The sequence below is a fragment of the Polaribacter sp. Z014 genome (assembly GCF_023555435.1).
Classification (GTDB): Bacteria; Bacteroidota; Bacteroidia; order Flavobacteriales; family Flavobacteriaceae; genus Polaribacter.
The window spans coordinates 83,558-104,793 of record NZ_JALCZP010000002.1 but is presented as its reverse complement, the minus strand read 5'-3'; the positions used below and the strand labels follow the sequence as shown (position 1 = coordinate 104,793).

The window sequence follows — 21,236 nt, the reverse complement described above, 5'->3', positions numbered from 1 at the left end:
TAAAGATTCGTTCTTATTCTTAATGACGCTGTTCTTATAAATACCATAACAAATGGTCTAAAACAACTAAGTATTTAGACCATTTGTACCTTTTCTTCAAAATTTATTTACTTTATGCAGAAGCTTAATTATCTGATAATATAATTCCTTTTACATCAGGTTTGTAATTCACAAAAGATTTCCAAGGACCAGATAACCAAATTAGCACCTTTTTGCCTTCGTTAGAAACCACCATAGGTCTGATATTTCTATATTCAGAATTTGCAGTAATTGCTTCCCATTTTATGGTTGATATATCATCATTAACATCAATTTTTGCTGTATAAATTTCATGAATATTATTGATATATTCTCCAGTTGATGGATTTACATCCGTAGAAATATAAACTCTTGTAGGATCTTCTGGATCAAAAGCCATTAAACCTGTATAACTACTTTCCATTGTGTACAAACATTTACCTGCATACGCTATTTCTTTATCAATCCATTTTGTACCGTTCCATAATGCAATTCTAAATCGATGATCTTCATTATTCAAATACAAGGTATATCCTATATGAGGATTATTATTAGCATCTTTTCCCATAGCACAAGTCCACGCACTATTTGGCACACTTTCAAACCCTTTCGGTTTTACTTTAGTTTCACTACCTACATATATTTTTTCTGCTTCTGGTGTTCTTAATGGCTCTTCGTTGGCTACTTTTATTTTTGTACCATCTACATTGTAAAAAGTTCCGTCTCTAAACTCTGCATAATACAAACTATTACCATACGCTCTTGGATGCCCATCTGTAAATGAAATTCCAACGGTATTTTTATCTTTTTGAATGTAACGCGCATAAGGTCTTTGTCTTCCTGCAACATCATCCGCTATAAAATGCGTTCTATTCCCCCACGTTTTCCCTTGATCTTTAGAAGTGATATAACTAGGGTTAAATGATGGTCCATCTCTAAAGAAATTATACAAGGTTTTCTCATTTTCTAGATAATGCAAATTCATATATGTAACGCCACCTCTACCTTCATACTCATGTGTAAATGTTTGTTTTTCTCCCCATTCTAAATAATTTTCTGGTGATGAAATACTGTAATAATGTTTATTTTCGCTGGCATGTTTTGCCCAAACTGACAAAATACTTCCATCTGGTCTTGCATAAAAAGCAGGAGTATCATGATCATCAACCTGAAAATTCTTGTCTAAAACAATGGTTCCTTTATCTTCTTTTTTATCTAAATCATACACACTTACTTTTACATCTCCACTTTGGCCACTAACACTACCAATCACTAATTTGCCGTTATTGATAATCGCTCGTGGATCTTGATACCAGCACCAACCACCATCTTTCATAAAAGTGATTGTTTTTTCTTCGGATGCTATTTTAGGTGTTTTATCTTCAATGTTTTTCGCATATTTATACACCTCTGCTCCTGCAGCTAAAAAGGCCCCAACACCATAAACTTCTGTATACTCTTTAAAACTATTTCCTGGAGCAGCTCCAATTGGTTGAATATAACCTACCAAACCATCATCTGTTACACATTCTGATAACGCTTCCCAACCTTTTAACATGGTTGCCGTGTATTCTTCAGCATTTAAATAACCATTATTAATTCCCCAAGCTAAACCAAATACAAAAAATGCAGAACCGCTAATTTCTTTAGTTGGATATGCTTTTTCTCCACCTAACAAACCAGAAGACCAAGTACCATCTTTTCTTTGTGTCTTTTTTAATGTTTGTGCCATTTGTTGAAAAATATCTACATAGAATTGTTTTCCTTCCCAATTTTTAGGGAAATCTGGAATCATAATAGACAAACCACCAAATACCCAACCATTTCCTCTAGACCAAAATAGTTTTTCACCATTTTTCTCCTTTTTAGAAATAAAACTTTTATCTCTAAAAAACAATTGTTCTTCTGCATCCCACAACAAATCATAGGTTTTATGATATTGTTGATCCATATATTCTAAATACTTATTGTTTCCTGTTGCTTCCGTTAACTTTGTCCAAACAGGTGGCGCCATAAACAAGGCATCACACCAGTTCCATTGCAACTCATCTTTTTTATCACTTGCTAAAATTGCATCAAATTGTTTTTTTAAAGGTCGTATAACCTTTCTATACCCAAACAACTCGCCCATATTCAAATAGTTCTGCCCCACGGCATGATCATCAGCATGAAACATTCTTTTATAAAGTTTCCAATTATTTTTTACACCAATATTGTATAACCATTTTGAATATTTTGGGTCACCAGTAATTTCAGACCACTCAAACATACCGGCATATAAAGCAGCACATGTCCAATCTAAATCGTGATGCTTTTCTCTATTATGCCATTTTTTTCTTTCTTTTTCAACAGGAAGCGCTCGGTACTTTCCCATATCTTCAAACGTAGCAATTTGCCAATCTGCCACTTTTTTTGAAATAGCTTTCACTTCTTTACTCGAAGGTGTATTTATTTCACTTTCACAACTCATTATCCCTAATACAAGAAGAAAAGTGGCTACAGTATACATTATTTTGAATTTCATAATTTCTAGAATTTAGTTTTACCAATACTATTCTTTACTAAAAATGGCTTAACCCTAAAGTTAAGCCATTTTACTTTTTATTATTATCTACTATAATTTAGGTTCCCAACCTTTTTCATAGTCTCTTTTCCACATCTTTTTCGCTTTTTTATTTCCTTTCACCCTTCCTGTCTTAGGATCCACATCTAAACTTTCTCCTAACGCTTGGGCAATATTCCCTAAATGACATAATTGAGTAGAAATGGCACCATCTGCAATAGGAGCATTTAATTTTTCTCCTTTGATAATTCCATTAGCAAAATTCTTCATATGATTTACAGTTAAACCATCAAACCCTCTTGTATCTGAAGTATCGTTAGAAGTACCCAAACTGTTTTCTCTTAATGTTTTGATTTTCTTACCACTTAAATCGTACAATTCATATTTGCTGCGATCTAAAATTATAGAACCTTCTGTTCCAAAAATTGTAGCACTTCTTCCTCCAGAAGGTTTTAAGGCATTACAACTTCTACCATCCCAAGTAATCATTTTACCACCTTCAAATTCAAAACTTGCCATTTGTGTATCATAATACTCCCAATCATCACCTTTATAATGCAATCTACCACCTGCAGAAACAACTCTTGTTGGATAATCTACTCCTAAAGCCCATCTACAAATATCAATTTCATGTGTTCCGTTATTATGAATTTCTCCTGTTCCCCAAGCTTTAAACCAATGCCAGTTATAAGGATGTACATTATCTCTATATGCTTCTCTTGGTGCTGGTCCTTGCCATAAATCCCAATCTAAGAAAGAAGGAACAGCTATTTCTTTACCTACACCAATTGATTTACGTGCATTTCTATAATTTGCTTTTCCTGCATAAGCATTACCTATTAAACCATTTTTAATATCTTCCATTGCCAATGCTGAAGTTACAGAAGAGCGCTGCTGATTCCCCATTTGACAAACTTTATTGTATTTTTTTTGTGCAGCAATCAATAACTCATTTTCATGTGGATTATGGCTACAAGGTTTTTCTACATATACATGTTTCCCTGCTTGCATTGCCATAATTGCCATTGGTGCATGCCAATGTTCTGGAGTTGCAATTGCTACAGCATCAACCTCTTTATTCTCTAATAAAACTCTAAAATCGGACTCTTTCAGAGGCGTATTACCATTCGTTTTTGTTACGTATCCTTGAAACTTATCTAATCTTGTTTTATCTACATCACAAATGTGCGTTACTTTACTATTACCACTTAAACCAATTGCTTGTGCTAAACTATGTGCTCTACCACCGCAACCTAAAATTGCAATATTTACAATATCATTAGCACCCAATATATTTCCGTACATTTTTGAACTACTTAATAAAGTAATACCTGCAACTCCCATTGCCGTATTTTTTATAAAATTTCTACGTGTTGTCATTTTATATATATTTTTTTGAAATTAATTTAATTCTTTAATTTTGATGTTCTTGTAATAAACTTGATCACCATGATCTTGTAAAAGAATAAGGCCTTCTTTAGCTTCACCAAAATTTGGCCAATCCTTATATTTACTATATGCTACTAATGCTTTCCACATTTGTGTTTCTCTATTGTACTCAACTACTTTACAACCATTTAAAAAATGCTGTACTAAACCATCTTTCACTACAATACGTGCTCTGTTCCAATTACCACCATTTACATATTTTTTGGTGTACAAAGACGGAATATACTCTTGTGCATTCGCTGTTATTAGATCATATAAAGAACCTATAGTTCTGTTACCATTTGTTCCTTTTTTTGCATCAGGATGCTTTTTATCATCCAAAATCTGAAACTCACAACCTATTGCAGAACCTTTTCCTTTATTTAAATTGGTATCTACAAAATACTTAATTCCACTATTTGCTCCAGGCGTATATTCAAAATCTAATTCTAAAATAAAATTCTTATAAGGCTTGGTTGTAACAATATCTCCTCCGTTTTCAGACTCTGCACCTCCAGAAGCTTTTACAGACAAAATACCGTCTTTAATTTCCCAACCTTTTGCAGGAAACTTATCTTGTTTAGCTCCTCGCCATCCTTTGGTTGTTTTACCATCCCAAAGTAGTTTCCAATCGTTAGCTTTTTCTTCTTTAGTAAGTTCATTTTTCAAATAACTAGCTAATGGTGCAGTAGTTTTAAATTTATAATTGTCAGAAATTTCAGTTATTTTAATATTCTTCCATCTCGTTTTCTTCCCTATTTTATTACCTCCAGCAGCATGAACTTGTAATGCTACAAATCCTTTTTCAACATTCTCTTCGATTAAATTGGCAATATTTACACCATTTACCCAAGTAGCAATTCTATGACCACTTGCAACAACCTTTACCGTATTCCAACCTTTTACATCCCACGCAGTTTTAACTTCTGGATTATATTCTGTAGTATATCTCCAACCATTTCTACTTTGGTCAAAAATACCTCCACTCCATCCTCTAGGAGAAGTTTCCGCTTCTACCTGTAAGCCATAAACTGAGTTATTTCCTTTAGAAGGATCAAAATGACTTCTTATTTGTACACCTCCATTTAAGGTTGCATCAATTTTAATATCATATTCTAAAATAAAATTGGTGTATTCTTTTTCTGTGGATAAATATGTGCTAGGAGATCCTTTTGTTGATGTTCCAACAATGGTATTATCTTCAACTTCATACTTCGCAAACCCATTTAAAGCTTTCCAGCCGTTTAGGTTTTTACCATTAAATAAATCTATTTTTTTTTGTGCAGTTACAGTTAGTGTAAGTGCAAAAAACACTAATAAGCTTAAAATACTTTTTTTCATTATTCGTTTACCTTTATTTTAATTATTTATAATTTAACTTAGACAAGTAAGCCTTTTCTTTTGTTTATAAAGCGTTACCTTACCTCTCAAATATAGAAAAACAAAAACCATTTTTATAGTTTTAACCTCTTTTAATGGTTGTTTTAATGGTTAAAACAACTTCTAATAAAGCATATTTGTTATTGTTTATGTTTTTAACTACTTTACAACTCTAATAATTAGAAATGATTTCAACAGAAGAAAAACTTCAGGTATTAAAAACATTATTAAATAGTAAGGCATTTTCAAAATCGACTACAAGTAATATTCTACTGAAGTATCTAATAGAGTCTTCCATTGAAAAAAAAGACTTAAATGCCACTGACATTGGCTTCGAACTTTTTGGCTCAAAATACGTGCCTGAAAAAAGTGAAGCTACTGTACGAGTGAACGTTTATCATTTACGTAGTAAACTTAAAAAGTATTTTAGTGAAGATGGTATAAATGATCCGATTTCCATTAAAATTAAAACAGGACAATATGGCGTTTCTTTTTATAGAAAGGAAAAACCGAAACCTAAATATTCAATTAAACAAAAAGCACTCGTAGCTATAACATCTTTAACATTATTAATTATAGGAAGTTATTTTTTTATCAAATTAAGCTATAAAGATCCTGTTTGGAACGACTTTTTTAAAAACGATAAAGAAACGACACTCTATTTGTATGATATTTTTGGCTATTACGGCCCAACTCTATTTAATAAAATGGGATGGCACAGAGATTATGAAATAAACACGCCCGAAGATTTTTATAACGAGGTAGAAAAGCATCCAGATTTAATGAAAAATTATTCTCCAGGACGTAATATTTATGTGAATTTTTTAAGCGCCTTATCTGTAAATGATTTGTCTAAACATTTTTTTAAATATAAAAAGGAGTTTAATATTCATAAATTTCACGATCTATCGCTATTACAACTAAAGGAACAAAACTCTATATATTTAGGTCCACTGAGAGGAGACAATGCTTTTGTAGATTTTTTAAATTTAAAATCGAAACACATAAAAATGGTGAAACTAAAACCTAATGGCACTAGTAAAAATGTTGAAAATTTTGATGGACAAAACACAGCATACAACGAAGATAGAAGCATTGAATATAAAGATATTGAAAAAGGAATTGATACTATTATAACATTGCAATCTAATGGAAGTAGGTACGAACATGTTTTAGTTGCCAAACTAAAAGGAGACAACAATACTACTAACCTATTTTTCTTCTCAAATCATGGTTTTGGAGGAACTGCTGCCATTGACTTTTTCACAAACACTGATTCTATTACAAACTTTAACAACAAATATTTAAAGAATAATGATGAATTTATTTCACTTTTTCATGTTAATGGAAAAGAACGTACAAGCATGAGCATAAAACAAGTTTTATTTGATAACAATAAATAAAACTTGAATTGCATTTCTTTTTTGGATTATAAAAATAATCAAATAAATACGGATGATAATTTTAATCCTTTATTTTTTAATGATTTTTCCAGATTTCATTTTAGAACCATCTTCAGTATTACGTATCACATAGATGTACATGCCTTTTGCTAAATGAGAGATATTAAATTCGGTTTTATTTTTAAAAGTATGTATTAATCTACCATTCATTGAATAAATTAAAAGAGTATTTTCACCTTCAATTCCGTTTATAAATAATTCATCAGAAACTGGGTTTGGATACACTTTTATCTTCTCTTTCCTATTAATTTTACCTAAACTTAAAGTATTCGGATTAGAATCGATTGCTCTATACCAACCACTTCCTCGTGTAGATGCATAGTAATAGCCAACTTTCGTATAATTAATGGCAATATCATTTATTCTATCGGCTTGTCCGTTTCCTATATTTATCTTCACCCAAGTATCTCCCCCATCTTTTGATAAAAAAGTACCCGAATTTTTAAAACCTACTTTTGAATTTGGTAAAGTTGATAATAAAATAGTTTTTGAATCGTACTTTGCGACTTCTACACGATTTGTCCAAGGATAATCGAACTTTTTAGTCCAAGTTTGCATGTTATCATCACTTACCCATAATCCACCAACATCTGAGTTTTCGTTCTTAAAACCGGCAGTAATATATGCCTTTCCATCTACATCAAAATGAATATCATTAATACCAGAACTTCCTGAAATAGCATTTGTAGAGGCTACTTTTGCCCAATTCAACCCTTTGTCAATCGACTTATACAATCCGCCTCCGCTATCAATTACAGCTGCATACAAAATAGAAGAATTAGTAGGATCCATTTTTAACCTTGCAACATCTAAAGAACTAGGTAAACCATTATTTACTTGATTCCAAGTGGCTCCTCCGTCTGTAGATTTATGCACTCCCCAAGCGGTAACACTATCTCCAACCCATTCTAATTTTAAAGTAGAACGTGGCACACAGAAATACATGTTATTAGGATTGTCTTTGTCTATAATAAAACTTAATTGATGTACAGATTGATCTCCGCCACCTAATTCTGGCCAAGGTGAAGGCACTGGCGTTCCAATACTTGCCCATGTTTTACCACTATCGGTAGATTTTATTACTTGTCCCTTTTTTTCCTGTCTAAAAAACGTTGCAAACCAAATGGTTGGATCCGTTGGATGCACCACAAAAGAACTCACAGAATGTTCACCTCCCGTTAAGTCTAAAACTTCAGCTCCTTGCGCTCCTGGTCTAATTGCTTCTCCTTCATCATTGGTAATCCATAAACTATTTTCTCCTGAAGCACAAAAAACCTTATCAGGTATAAGCTCTGATTGATAAAACCCATGCCCAGGAACATTGCTATTTCCTGCACCAACCCAACTGTTTGGGCTTGCTGCTGCTTCATCATCAATATCTAACCAAGTTGCTCCTTTATCATAAGAAACCAAACCAATTTTTGCCATTTGAGTGTACAATACCGAACCATCTGAATTAAACTTAATGAAATTACATCCTTTACGATCATAATTATCTCTATTTACCCAATCGTTCTTATATTTCATGGTAATATTTGTTCCCATTGGATTATTTCTTTCAGAAACCCAATATGCATCATCATTACCGTTATTCCAGTTTTTACCATTTCGTAAGGTTACAAACCAATTTGAACCACCGTTAGTTGTTCGCCAAATTTGCCCTGGTCTAAAATTGTTTTCTGATGCATTAGAATAATTGTTTACCAAATACACATTATTTACATCATTAGGATCTACCGTAACCATGTAAAAACGTGACGTTATATTGGTTGGTAAAACAGGGTAAGCCGTTTTTGCAGCATCTATAGAAGAAAATCCAAAATAGTGGGTAATAGATTGATAATAATCTTTAACAAAATTTGCATCACCAGAAAAAGGATTTAAATCTATTGCTAAATTACCATTCATACTTATCCAAGTTTCTCCTCTATCGGTACTTTTAAAAACACCGCCTTTATCGTTTTCTACTGTATTTCCATTAGCCTTCCACGTAATATTACTTAGGGCAAAAATGGTAATTTGATTGGTAGTTTTATCATGATGTATGTCCATAGAACGAATCATATCATGATCTATTCCGTTAGATTTTAGCACCCAAGTTACACCTCCATCTGTACTTTTATAAAATCCATAATTTGTACCTGCATACACAATGTTAGAGTCTATTGGATCTACCAAAATAGTTTCAAACTCTGCATTTGAATCTATCCCTGAATTAGATAAAGCCCAAGTAACTCCTTTATCTGTCGTTTTCCATAGTTGTCCGTTTGCATTTTCATCTACATGTGTTCCTTTTGGGTTTGATAACGGATATAAAGTCCTTCCATAATCACGCATTTTACCTGCACCTAAAAACCAAATATTATCATCTTTAGAATCTACAGAAACACATGATAAAAAATTATTTTTGGTTGCATTTGTAGTAATAAGTTGCCATTTTTTTCCTTTATCAGAAGAAATATATAACTCTCCTTTTCTTTTTCCTGTTGAAAATCCAAAATTTTCGTTCTGTCTAGAAAAATCTAATGAAAACATTTCTATAGGCCCTCTTTCACTAGAAGAATATGAACCAGCATCTTCATTCATAATGGTTTCATACGTAAATCCTTTATCCGTTGAACGGTAGGAATTCCCCATATTCGGACTCGTGTAATGTGTATTAGGATCTGTAGGGTGCACATAAAAACAAGTGTTATTCCCACTCATTCCCGGACCAAATTGCGTCCAAGTAATAGATGGATCAGACGGAATATCTTTAGTTTTTATATCTGCGAAGAAACCCGTTTCCGGCACTAATTTTTCAATAGAAAAATCATCAAAATAAAATGATCCAAAATCTCCAGTTGTATTTGGTCTTATAGAAAATAAAACATAGCCTCCAGTATCATCTTTTCCTGCAGTAAATTCTGTAGTATATTTAGTCCAAGTTGTACTATTTAATGTGAAATTGAAATGCTCGAATTTAGTTCCATCACTTTGAAACACTTTTACATTAGGTTCATTACTAGTACTAATATCAATTGCTTTATAATAAAATGAAATGCGATAAGTTACCCCATTTTCCCAATTTATATTTTTAGGTGTCCATAGATTTCCTTTTTGGTTGTTTGCAGAAAAATCCATATGAAAACCATTTGCACCTGTACGTTTAGCAGCTGTAGTAATTTCAAAAGCATCCATTCCTGTACCGCTAGTATTTGCAGCCCAATCAGTAGCTAAACTGTTTTCGAAACCACTGTTAAAAATTACTTGTGCTTGCGTAATTTCTAAAAACGAGAAAAAACAAATGAAGATAATAATCCTAAAAAATTGTGTCATTTTACTAATTTATTACCTGCAAAAAAAACATTTTATGCAGCATATTTCTAATTAGTAAAAATAAATTCTAAACATTAGGTATACAATTGAAATTGATATAATAAACACAACATATGGTCTAAATAGCTATTTCTATCAAACTTTGTTTTTCTTTTTCACTTAAACCGAAACCAAGCCTATTTATTAAATCTAAAAAGGAATAAAAACGCTTATCTCATATTTATAAGAATAAAGAAGTTAAATAGTTATTTCAGCTTTTCCTTTAATAATAAATTCAGCTTTTGAACAACCTCTGGATTACTTTCTGCAATGTTATTCATTTCTAAAGGATCTTTAAGATGATTGTACAATTCGAAACTTCCTTTTTTGTGCGCTATCAACCTATAGGTATCTGTTCTAAGTGTTTGTGCTTTCCCATTATAGGCAACTGCTAAATGGCCTGCTTTTTTATTATTTTTTAACAATCTTTTTAAGGAAGTTCCTTTTGCAAAAGCAGGAATTTCAACATCTACTAAATCACATAAGGTTGGAAAAATATCTACAGTTTCTACAATAGCATTTGTACTTTTTCCTTTCTTTTTTAAAGTAGGATAAGATATGATTAAAGGCGAATGCAATCCTTGTTCAAATAAATTGTGCTTTCCCCAAATAGCATGTTCTCCTAAATTCCAACCATGATCTCCCCATAAAACGATAACGGTATTTTTATCGGCTCCCGTTTCTTTTAATTTTTGAAGAATTCTGCCAACTTGTTCATCCGCATAACTTACACATGCAGCATAATGTTTTCTAACTTCTAACGCAAATTCTTTATCTTCATTCGGGTTTTTACCCCAACGATTGTATTTCATAAACTCGCCAGATGAATGCCAAGTTGTAATCCCTTTTGGTTTATCTGTATTTTTTAATTCTGGTAATTTTACACCGTCATATAAATCATAATACTTTTTTGGTGCTCCAAATGGTAAGTGGGGTTTAATAATACCTACAGCCAAGAAAAATGGTTTTTTATTTGATGTTAAATCATCTAATTGATTCAACGCTTCGTTGGTAATATGACCATCAGGATATATTGTGTCTGGACCTTCAACAGTTTGAAAAACATCCATATTACCAGATTTAGTTCTAATTTCGCCATTTGCTAAACCATGCATACCTCCTCTAGGATGCTGCCATTCTGCAACTGGCATGAGGTGTTTATCCCAGGCATTTGGCATTTCTATAACATGATCATCATTCCAATCTGCTCCACCTCTACCTCCAGGATGATGAGATACTTTACCAACAGAAACTGTTGTATAACCGTTTTTCTTAAACCATTCTGGCATACTCGGCATTACACTTTTTGGATTATTTTCTAACTTCTTTGCACGTAGAAATAGTGCATTATTCTGCGGTGGACCATAAATACCCGTTAACAAAGTATAACGAGACGGACCACAACTTGGTGCATTTACATAATGATTTTGAAAAGCTCTTCCTTCTTTTGCTAGTTGATCTATATTAGGAGATTTCACATAAGAAGCGCCAAATGAGGCCAATTCCGGACGTAAATCATCAATACAAATTAGTAAAATATTAGGTTTCTTTTTTTGTCCATGGATGGAATAAGTAGACATCACAAAAAATATCCCCAGGGTAAAAATATTGCGCAGACTAATCATACTATAATTTATATTTTAAAATGAAACGAATCTGATAAAATTACAAAAAATTTAATTTAAATATCCTCTACTCAATTCTTTCTTTAATAGTAATTCCATTTCTTTTACAACATCAGGGAATTTTGAATATAAATTATCACGCTGTTCTATATCTTTGTCCAAATCAAACAATAACCCTTTGGTAGTAAAATCTTTATAACCTCTTAATTCTTTATAATAATCCGGCATTTTAGAAACGTCTCCGGTAGTATAATTTATAAACAACCATTTACCTTTTCTTACCGCAAACCTTTTTCTTTGTGTGTTATGTATTGTGGATGTTCTTGTTGATTTCTCTTCTGAATCTCCTAAAATAATAGGCAAAAAACTTTGACTATCCATGGCTGCTTTTTCTGGTATAGTGGTTTTTGTGATATCTAAAATAGTAGACATAATATCTACTTGTGATATTAATTTGTCTGAAACAACTCCAGCTTCCACGTTATTTGGCCACTTAATTATAAACGGAATATGATGTCCGCCTTCCCATAAATCTCTTTTCAAACCTCTAAAATCGCCCATGCTGTAATGATCAAATTTCTTTGCTCTTTCAAAAGCAAATTGTTCTGGACCATTATCTGAACTAAAAATAACGATGGTATTTTCTTCAAACCCCTTGTCTTTTAATGCTTTTAAAACTTGACCAGCAATCCAATCTGTTTGAAACATATAATCACCATAAGCTCCTGCTTCTGATTTTCCATCAAATTCATCATTCGGAATAATTGGTGCGTGTGGAGATGGCAATGCTAAGTATAGAAAAAATGGTTTCTCTTTTTTCTGATTATGAATCCAAGAAACTGTTTTTTTAGTTAACGTTGGTAATACTTGATAAGGATCCCAACCAGCTACTTTGGGTCCTGGTCTAGAATCCCAATCTATTTCTTTTGCTTCTCTTGCAAACAGATTAAACTCAAAAAAATCATTGGGAGCCTCCACAAACTTATCATTTTCTACCCAAGCATAAGGCGGAAAATTAATGGTTCCATCACCAAAATAATAATCAAAACCTCTATCTAAAGGTCCGCCAGTTAATGGTGCTTTCCAATCTATATCTTTAACTAAATACGTTTTATGAGTTTTACCCCAATACGTGCGCTCTCCAGACGGTTCTTTATTGATAAAATTCCAATTCCAACCTAAATGCCACTTCCCTATTGCTGCGGTTTCATATCCTGCTGTTTTTAATAATTGCGGAAGTGTTACATCGCTATCTTTAAACATTGGACCTCCAAAAGAATTGACAATATTATGGGTTCTTCTCCAGTGATATTGCCCCGTTAGCAATGCAAATCTACTTGGAGAACAAATTCCAGAAGAACTATGCGCATCTGTAAATCGCATGCCTTCGGAAGCTAATTTATCTAAATTTGGCGTAGGAATTTTAGAATTCGGATTCTGACAATTTAAATCGCCATACCCCATATCATCCGCATATATAATTACAATATTTGGCTTGGTATTTTTTTTAGCATTTGTACAACTTGCAAAAAGCATAGTTAGTACAAAACAGTAAGTTGCTAGTTTCATAAACTTAATAATTAAACTTTTAATAATCATTTCCTTTTTTACTATTATTTACCGATACAAACCAAGCAGCTAATTCTTTTTCCATTTTTGCAGCGAGTTCTGGCATCGATTTAATTAAATTATTCTTTTCTGATCTGTCATTTAACAAATCATACAACTCATAGGTTACGCCTAAATCTTCAGAAACCAATTTGTATTGATTTGTAACCCAAGAAATGCGCTTTTTATATGCAAATCCCATTGGTTTTTTACGCTTCTTTTTTGATTTTTTAATGAAAGGCATAATATCTATACCATCTAAAGGTCTGTTATATGGATACTCAATATCTAATATCTTAATTATTGTAGGCAAATAATCACTTGTAGAAGCAGGAAAATCAACACGTTTATTCCCTTTTAATTTTCCTTCCCAAACAACAAAAGCAGGTGTGCGTAAACCCCCTTCATACAAACTTCTTTTACGCGCTCTAAACTCTCCAGAACTCCCGGGAGTATCCTCTTCTGGACCATTATCACTACAAAACCAAATCATTGTATTGTCTGTAATTCCTAATTTTTCTAATTCACTCCACAAGGCTCCTACCTGATCATCTAAAGCAGTGATACAACCATAATAAAGCTTTTCTTTATTTGTGAAACCAGCATATTTAGCTTTATAATAATCACTTGTAACCACTGGTAAATGCGGTGTATGTGTCCAAATGGTTGTAAAAAAAGGTTTCTTATTGGTAACTGATTTATGAATAAATGGAATTACCTTATCAACTATAAGTTTAGTATCATCTCCCGATAAATTTTCTTTTGATTTCTGCTCATCACCAACCCAGTACGAAGTTTTATAACTTTCTGACTTCTCTCCTTTTTTAACGGCAGACCAACCATAAATTAATGATTCTCCTTCTTTAAATTCAGTTGGTTTTATCAATGGATCATACGTTGGTACTTTTGACTCTGTACTAAAAAATTCATCATAACCGTGCATTGTAGGAATACTAAAATGTTTAAAATGCTTCGCTTTCCCTCCACGATTTGCATCTAATTCACTTTTTGTTAAAGTTCCTAAATGCCACTTACCAAAATGCCCCGTGGCATATCCTTCTTTTTTCACTAATTCTGCAATCGTTATTTCTTCTTTTTTTAAATGTCCAGAATTAGCAACCGGAATTCCAATTCTTAGTGCATTTCTACCTGTCATAACACTTGCTCTTGTTGGAGAACATACTGCGGATGCTGAATAAAAACGATCAAAAATGACTCCTTTTGAAGCTAAATTATCCAAATTTGGAGTTTTAATGGTTTTATTCCCATTAAAACCTGCATCAAACCAACCTTGATCATCCGTCATAATCATAATAATATTCGGACGTTCTTGTGCTTTTAAGGTATGCAGAGAAACTACCGCAAACAGCAATAATAGTACCTGTTTTGTTAAATTTTGAATAGTATTCATCGTCTTATTTTTTATTTTTTTCAACTTTCTTCTTTTTGTTTTTCTTTCTTAAAGCAATACTGTGGGTTTCCTTATAATTTACACGAGTACTATTCATCTCATTGGCATAGTTGCCTGTTTTACCTCTTAGTTCTGCTAATAACTCACTCCCTTCAAGCTTCTCAATTAAATTATTCATCTCTTTAGGATCATCCTTTAAATTAAATAATTGTTCATAACCCGGTTTTTTATTTTTAAAGTCCAAATCGGTTTCTTTATATCCCCAAAAACCTCCACGATACATGCGTATGTATTTCCAATCTCCTTTTCTAATTCCCTCACAAAACGGATTGTCTCTTCCTGTAAAAAAACTTTCTAAAAATAATTCTTGTCGCCAATCTTTCTGTGTACCGCTTATCAATGGCGCTAAACTAGTTCCTTGCATAACATCAGGAGATTTAATACCCGCATAATCTAAAATTGTTGAAGTAATGTCTAAACTAGAAACCAATTCCTTAATATCTTGCCCTCTTTTATTTTCTGGCAAACGAGGATCGTAAATAAAACAAGGGATTTTAGAAGCCAAATCATACAACAACGCTTTTCCTCCCATTCCGTATTCTCCCATTAACAAACCATGATCGCTTGCAAAAATGATCACTGTATTTTTATCCAATCCTTTTTCCTTCAAAGATTTTACCATATCTCCAATAACTTTATCCATTCCAGAAATTTGTTGGTAATAACGGATGTAATGCTCATTGCAAGAAACAGTATTGTAATCGTAAATATAAGTTTGAGTAGCACGACCCTTTTGCTGATCTAGCATAAATTCTGGTATAAATTGATACGGATCTTTTGCCGTTTCTTCTGGAATTTTTACAACGTTATTTCTATACAAAGTGTCATAAAATTCCGTTCCTTTTAACTTTTCGTAGTTATTTGCAGGTTCTAAACAAATTTCTGCCAACTCACTTTCTGGATGCATAGACATTATTTGACTTCCGTGAGGCACCGAAAAACTAACAGACAAACAAAACGGTTTATCATCTGGTGTTTTCTGTAAAAAGTCTTCAATGCTTTCTCCCATAATAGGCGTAATTATATCTTCTTTCGAATCAGCATAAATAGCACAGTTTTCTAAACCTTTTGGCCAAAATTTAGACCAACCATCGTGTGCTTTCCAATAATCAAATTTTTCTGAAGCTTTGCCTTTAAACGTATAATACTCAACTCCAAATTTCCCAATAAAACCAGTATAATATCCGTTTTTACGCAATAATTCTGGATAACTTTCTTCCCATTGATTTTCAGTTAAAGAATATACTGAAGTAAAACCAATACCATTTACACGTTCATAAGTTCCTGTAAATAATGATGCTCTGCTAGATGCACAAATGGGCTCTGCAACATACGTATTAGAAAAACGGATTCCATTGTTAATCAACTTATCTACATTCGGTGATTTTACAACTGGATGCCCCATTGCTCCAAAGGTATTATCTCGTTGATCATCCGATAACAAAAAAATGATATTTGGCTTTGAAGGTTTCTCTTGTTTTTTTTCTACGGTAGCACAAGCCATAATTAAAAATAAAATTCCAAAAGCAAGTACATGATTCATTTTATAATTCATAGTTACATGATTTAAATACTAACATAAAGTAGTACACAAATATTCAACTATTTCACATAAAAAACCAATATTATAACATAGCTTAAACATAGCAATATCTATTTTAATCCCATTTTACGCTTAGCATTCTTAAATATTTAGTACTTTTAAAATCAGATTATCAGTATTTTACAGATTAAACAGTATTTTAATGACTAACAGACACTTAAAAATAATCTTACATTTTGTAATTTTACTAATTACATTTGTTACCTATTCTAATCAACGTTTAGATAATGGTTTTGACGAAGTCAAACTTTTAAATTCACTTTCAATTTTTGAAGAAAAAAAAGACACGCTTCAATTGATAGAGACACGTTTTAAATTAATCCAATTTTATTCTAAAAAAGGGAACTATAGTAAAAGTTACGATGAAATATGGAAGTTATTTCCCTTAGTGGAATCGCCTAAATATCTATCTCAAAAAATTGGAACACTCAGTAAATTAATATCACTTTACATGGTTTTTGAGCAACATAAAAAAGCCAAAGAAAGTTATTTACAAGCCGTTGAAATTATAGAAAACAAAAACGTAAATGAAGATGATAAAGAGCTCTTATTAGGAAGAATATACAACCTTGGTGCTTGGATTGAAATAAAATCTACCTTCGATTTTGAAAAAGCAGAACAATTTGCTTTAAAAAGTATTGAAAAATTTAAAAAAAGTGGCATTAATGAGGCCGCTTTACATTATTCTGAAATTCAACTAGCGCACATCTACATAAAAAAGAAAGAGCTTAACAAAGCAAAAAAAATATTATTTAAATTAAAGAACTTCTATCCGCTTCCTTTAAAAAAGCAACACACCCTTTTATTTCAACGATTAGGACAATATTACGAGCTTAAAAAAGATAGAGATTCTACTATTTACTTTTATAGTAAAAGTTTAGCAGCTATAGATAAATTTGAGAATCAACCGGATAAAAAACTACAAATACTAAAGAAACTTTCAGAAAATTACGAACTTATAGGTAATAATAAAATTGCTTATAAATACTTATTGCAAGCATCTAAACTGAATGATCAGTTATTTAGCAGTAACAAATCTCAAAACAAAGAATTGTTTGAAATTAAAAACAAATACGAACTTCAACTTACAAAAAATAACGAGCTTTTAAAAACGCAACAAATTAAAATTCTACAAGGAGAAAAAGAGTTTTGGAGATTAAAATTATTCTCTTTACTAATTATCTTAACCAGTTTATTTGCATTTGGAATCTATTATTTTAAACGAAAAAATAAATTAAAACTTTTTAATCAACGTATTGTAAATGAAAAGCAACAACTTGAATTACAAAATCAAGCTGAAATCTTAGAGCTAAAAAACAAGGAATTATTAGCTTCTGCAATGCAATTATTAGAGCGAGACTCTTTGCAAGAGGATATAAAAAAACAGTTAAGCAAGTTACATGTAAAGGGCGATAATATCGCTATTATAAAGGAGGTTGAAAATTCTTTGAACATCAGTACAAAAGGCAAATGGAAAGAATTCCAATCGCATTTCACCAAAATTAACGACAGTTTTTACGCATCATTAAAAACAAATTACCCGCTTTTAACTCCAACAGATTTAAAAATGTGCGCTTTTATTAAATTAGGATTTTCTAGTAAAGATATGGCGCAAATAATGGGAATTAGCGTTGAAGGAATCAATACTTCTCGCAGTAGATTACGTAAGAAAATGAACCTACCACGAAAAGTTATTTTATCTGAATTTTTACAACATCTCTCTTAAAAACAATCCAAAAAGAAGCGTTAAAATTATTGTTATTCTATTTCTAAAAGCTTCACTTTTTTCGATTTTTCTACCAAATCTTCATACATTTTTTTATACATATCTAATCGTTTCTTTTGATATGCACCAGCTTGTAAATAAATATTACTTATGTTTTCACTATTCCAATCGTTCCAAAGTTTTGCCAATTCTTTTCTTAGTTTTGGTGATTTAGAAATGATATCATAATCTTCATAAGGGTCTACAGCCATATTAAACAATTCTGGTACTGCAGTTTTTTTATTTCGCTGTAGAAATTTAGCATCCATAGTTCTCACTCCCCAAGCTTTACCATCTTGCATTCTCCAAAACAAAGCTTCATGCGGAGAACCTTTTTTATCCCCTTTTAAATATGGAATTAAATTTTTTCCTTCCAACGATTTTCCTGAGGTATCTCCGTTACCAAGAGCAACCGCCGTGGCAGCAATATCTAAGGCCGAAACCAAACCATCAAACTTTTTAACTTTAAAATTTCCATTCGGATAATGCACTATAAAAGGCACATGACAACCACCTTCATACATACTTCCTTTTCCTTCTTTAAACTTACCATTACTAGCAAATGTTTCTCCCATTTTTCTTGGACCTCCATTATCAGATAAAAAGAAAATTAAAGTATTGTCTAACTTACCAGATTTTTTTAAAGCCTCTATAACAATCCCAATTCCTTGATCTAATTCGTCTACCATAGCCGCGTAAGTTCTACGTTTTTTATCTTTTATAAAACTATATTTCTCAATCGTTTCTTTTGGCGCTTCTAAAGGTAAATGCGGTGCATTATATGCCAAATACAAACAAAATGGTTTATCGCTTTTACTCACAAATTTTGCTGCATCTTTACTTAATGCAGTTGTTAAATACTCATTAAATTCTCCTGCTTGGTCATTTCTTGTTAAAGGCCAATAACTACCTTCATTAGCACTATAATGTGGTGTATTATTTTTAGGGTTGATTAACGGCATATGCGTTTTTACGTTCTTTGGAAAATAAGAATGTCCTCCCGATAAAAATCCGTAGAAATAATCGAAACCACGATTATTTGGATGAAAAGTATCTGAACCTCCCAAATGCCATTTACCTATAACTCCGGTTTCATAACCTGTTTTTTGCAAACGATTTGCAAAAGTTTGCTCGGTTAACGGCAAACCATTATACATGTCATAAGGTGAATTTGTAAGGTTGATTTCCAAACCAAAACGCGCTTGATATCTTCCGGTAATTAAACCTGCTCTTGATGGCCCACAATAGGGATGCGTAACATAACCGTTTTTCATAATAACCCCATTATCTGCTAGTTTATCTAAATTAGGTGTTTGAATGTCTTTAGATCCTGTAAAACCAAGATCTCCATAACCTAAATCATCAGCTAATATTACCAATATATTTGGTTTTTTATTTTGTGAATAACCTGTTTGAATTGCAAATGATGTCAGCAAACTCAAGATAATAAAATGGAGTTTTTTCATAATGGTAATTATACTTAATTATTTAATTATTAATGGTTTCTTACTCGCAGCTTCTTTTCTAAGACGGTCGTTTAATTTCTTATACATTTTCAATCGTTCTTTTTGATAAGAACTAGCTGGTAAATAAATATTTTCAATATTGTCCTTATTCCAAGTATTCCATTTTTTAGCAAGTTTTTTTCTTAGCTCAGGTGAAATGGCAATGATATTATTTCTCTCATAAGGATCTTTTAACATGTTAAACAATTGCCCTTCTTCTTCGTTTCTGCTTTCAAATAAATATTTAGATTTTTCTGTACGAACAGCCCAAGATTTATTTCCGTTAGTTCGCCAGAATAGAGCTTCATGAGGAGAACCCTTTTTCTTTCCTTGCAAAAAAGGAAGTAAATTTTTACCATCAAACCCTTTCCCTGAAGTATCTCCATTACCAACAGCAACTGCAGTGGCAGCGATATCCAATGAAGAAACTAGGCCTTCAAACTCACCCGTTTTCAATTTTCCGTTTGGCCAATGTAAAATAAAAGGAACATGATGTCCGCCTTCATACATACTTCCTTTTCCTCCTAAAAAAGGTTCATTACTCGCATATGTATATCCTTTTTTCGCAGGAACTCCTCCATTATCAGAAAGAAAAAAGATCATTGTATTTTCAAATTTCCCTGATGCTTTTAAAGAAGCAATTACCCTTCCGATTCCTTGATCTAATTCATCGATCATTGCAGCATAAGTTCTTCTTTTAAGGTCTTTAATATTCTTATATTTATCTATCGTTTTTTTAGGAGCTTCAATTGGAGAATGTGGTGCATTGTAAGCCAAATACAAACAAAAAGGTTTTTCACTTTCTGCCACAAATTTGGCGGCATCTTTACTCAAAGCCGTAGTTAAATATTCCGAATAAGTTGCGGGTTGGTTATTTCTAGTCAATGGTTCAGCAGTACCTTCATTAGCAGTATAACTAGGTTTTCCTGTCTTTTTTGAAACCAATGGTTGAAATGTTTTCAACTCATGTGGCCAATATCGATGTCCTCCTGACAAGAATCCGTAGAAATAATCAAAACCTCTACTGTTAGGTTGAAATGGTTCTGCCCCACCTAAATGCCATTTCCCAATAATTCCGGTTTTATATCCCGATTTTTTAAGTCTACTTGCAAAAGTTTTTTCTGATAATGGCAAACCACTATGCATATCAAATTTAGAATTGGTTAAATTAATCTCCAATCCAAATCGTGCTTGGTATCTACCAGTAATTAATCCTGCTCGAGAAGGACCACAAAACGGATGTGTAACATACCCGTTTTTAAAAACCACTCCTTTATTTGCTAGTTTATCTAAATTAGGCGTTTTAATTTCTTTAGAACCCGTAAAACCCAAATCTCCATACCCCAAATCATCTGCAAGAATTACTAAAATATTTGGTTTTTCTTGAGCTACAAGTATATTAACTGAAGTAAAAAAAGTTAAAAAAAGAATTCTATATATATGTTTCATA

General features: G+C 32.2%; 12 protein-coding genes. 2 read left to right on the top strand and 10 right to left on the bottom strand.

Features of this window, described 5'->3' with window-relative positions; genetic code table 11:
- Positions 1–124 precede the first annotated feature (124 nt).
- The 3 genes from MPF19_RS03915 to MPF19_RS03905 all read right to left on the bottom strand — a co-directional run bounded on the left by MPF19_RS03915 (position 125) and on the right by MPF19_RS03905 (position 5,350).
- The gene (locus MPF19_RS03915) at positions 125–2,542 is read right to left on the bottom strand and encodes a glycoside hydrolase family 88 protein (RefSeq protein WP_249986867.1); all 2,418 of its coding nucleotides are present in this window, start codon (positions 2,540–2,542) and stop codon (positions 125–127) included.
- 90 nt (positions 2,543–2,632) lie between these two features.
- Positions 2,633–3,961, bottom strand: a complete 1,329-nt coding sequence (locus MPF19_RS03910; RefSeq protein ID WP_249986866.1) for a Gfo/Idh/MocA family protein — start codon at positions 3,959–3,961, stop codon at positions 2,633–2,635.
- Between the two features lie 21 nt (positions 3,962–3,982).
- Positions 3,983–5,350 (bottom strand): 3-keto-disaccharide hydrolase, encoded by a 1,368-nt coding sequence (locus MPF19_RS03905; RefSeq protein WP_249986865.1) that lies wholly within the window; start codon positions 5,348–5,350, stop codon positions 3,983–3,985.
- A 224-nt stretch (positions 5,351–5,574) separates the two neighbouring features.
- Here MPF19_RS03905 and MPF19_RS03900 point away from each other — a divergent pair, with 224 nt between their 5' ends.
- Positions 5,575–6,792 (top strand): hypothetical protein, encoded by a 1,218-nt coding sequence (locus tag MPF19_RS03900; RefSeq protein WP_249986864.1) that lies wholly within the window; start codon positions 5,575–5,577, stop codon positions 6,790–6,792.
- A gap of 69 nt (positions 6,793–6,861) precedes the next feature.
- On the opposite strand, the gene MPF19_RS03895 is transcribed toward MPF19_RS03900, so the two are convergent.
- The 5 genes from MPF19_RS03895 to MPF19_RS03875 all read right to left on the bottom strand — a co-directional run bounded on the left by MPF19_RS03895 (position 6,862) and on the right by MPF19_RS03875 (position 16,468).
- Complete coding sequence (locus MPF19_RS03895) at positions 6,862–10,170, bottom strand: T9SS type A sorting domain-containing protein (RefSeq protein WP_249986863.1); 3,309 nt, start codon at positions 10,168–10,170, stop codon at positions 6,862–6,864.
- Positions 10,171–10,415: 245 nt separating this feature from the next.
- Entirely contained in the window at positions 10,416–11,834 is a 1,419-nt protein-coding gene (locus MPF19_RS03890; RefSeq protein ID WP_249986862.1) for a sulfatase, read from the bottom strand.
- A 51-nt stretch (positions 11,835–11,885) separates the two neighbouring features.
- The gene (locus tag MPF19_RS03885; RefSeq protein WP_249986861.1) at positions 11,886–13,403 is read right to left on the bottom strand and encodes a sulfatase family protein; all 1,518 of its coding nucleotides are present in this window, start codon (positions 13,401–13,403) and stop codon (positions 11,886–11,888) included.
- 19 nt (positions 13,404–13,422) lie between these two features.
- Positions 13,423–14,853 (bottom strand): sulfatase family protein, encoded by a 1,431-nt coding sequence (locus MPF19_RS03880; RefSeq protein WP_249986860.1) that lies wholly within the window; start codon positions 14,851–14,853, stop codon positions 13,423–13,425.
- A 4-nt stretch (positions 14,854–14,857) separates the two neighbouring features.
- Positions 14,858–16,468: a sulfatase-like hydrolase/transferase gene (locus MPF19_RS03875; RefSeq protein ID WP_249986859.1), complete on the bottom strand. Its 1,611-nt coding sequence runs from the start codon at positions 16,466–16,468 to the stop codon at positions 14,858–14,860.
- Positions 16,469–16,658: 190 nt separating this feature from the next.
- On the opposite strand from MPF19_RS03875, the gene MPF19_RS03870 reads away from it, so the two are divergent.
- Positions 16,659–18,242, top strand: a complete 1,584-nt coding sequence (locus MPF19_RS03870) for a helix-turn-helix transcriptional regulator (protein WP_249986858.1) — start codon at positions 16,659–16,661, stop codon at positions 18,240–18,242.
- Between the two features lie 32 nt (positions 18,243–18,274).
- Here MPF19_RS03870 and MPF19_RS03865 read toward each other — a convergent pair whose 3' ends face one another.
- Positions 18,275–19,747: a sulfatase family protein gene (locus tag MPF19_RS03865; RefSeq protein WP_249986857.1), complete on the bottom strand. Its 1,473-nt coding sequence runs from the start codon at positions 19,745–19,747 to the stop codon at positions 18,275–18,277.
- An 18-nt stretch (positions 19,748–19,765) separates the two neighbouring features.
- The gene (locus MPF19_RS03860; RefSeq protein ID WP_249986856.1) at positions 19,766–21,235 is read right to left on the bottom strand and encodes a sulfatase family protein; all 1,470 of its coding nucleotides are present in this window, start codon (positions 21,233–21,235) and stop codon (positions 19,766–19,768) included.
- Position 21,236: the final 1 nt, after the last annotated feature.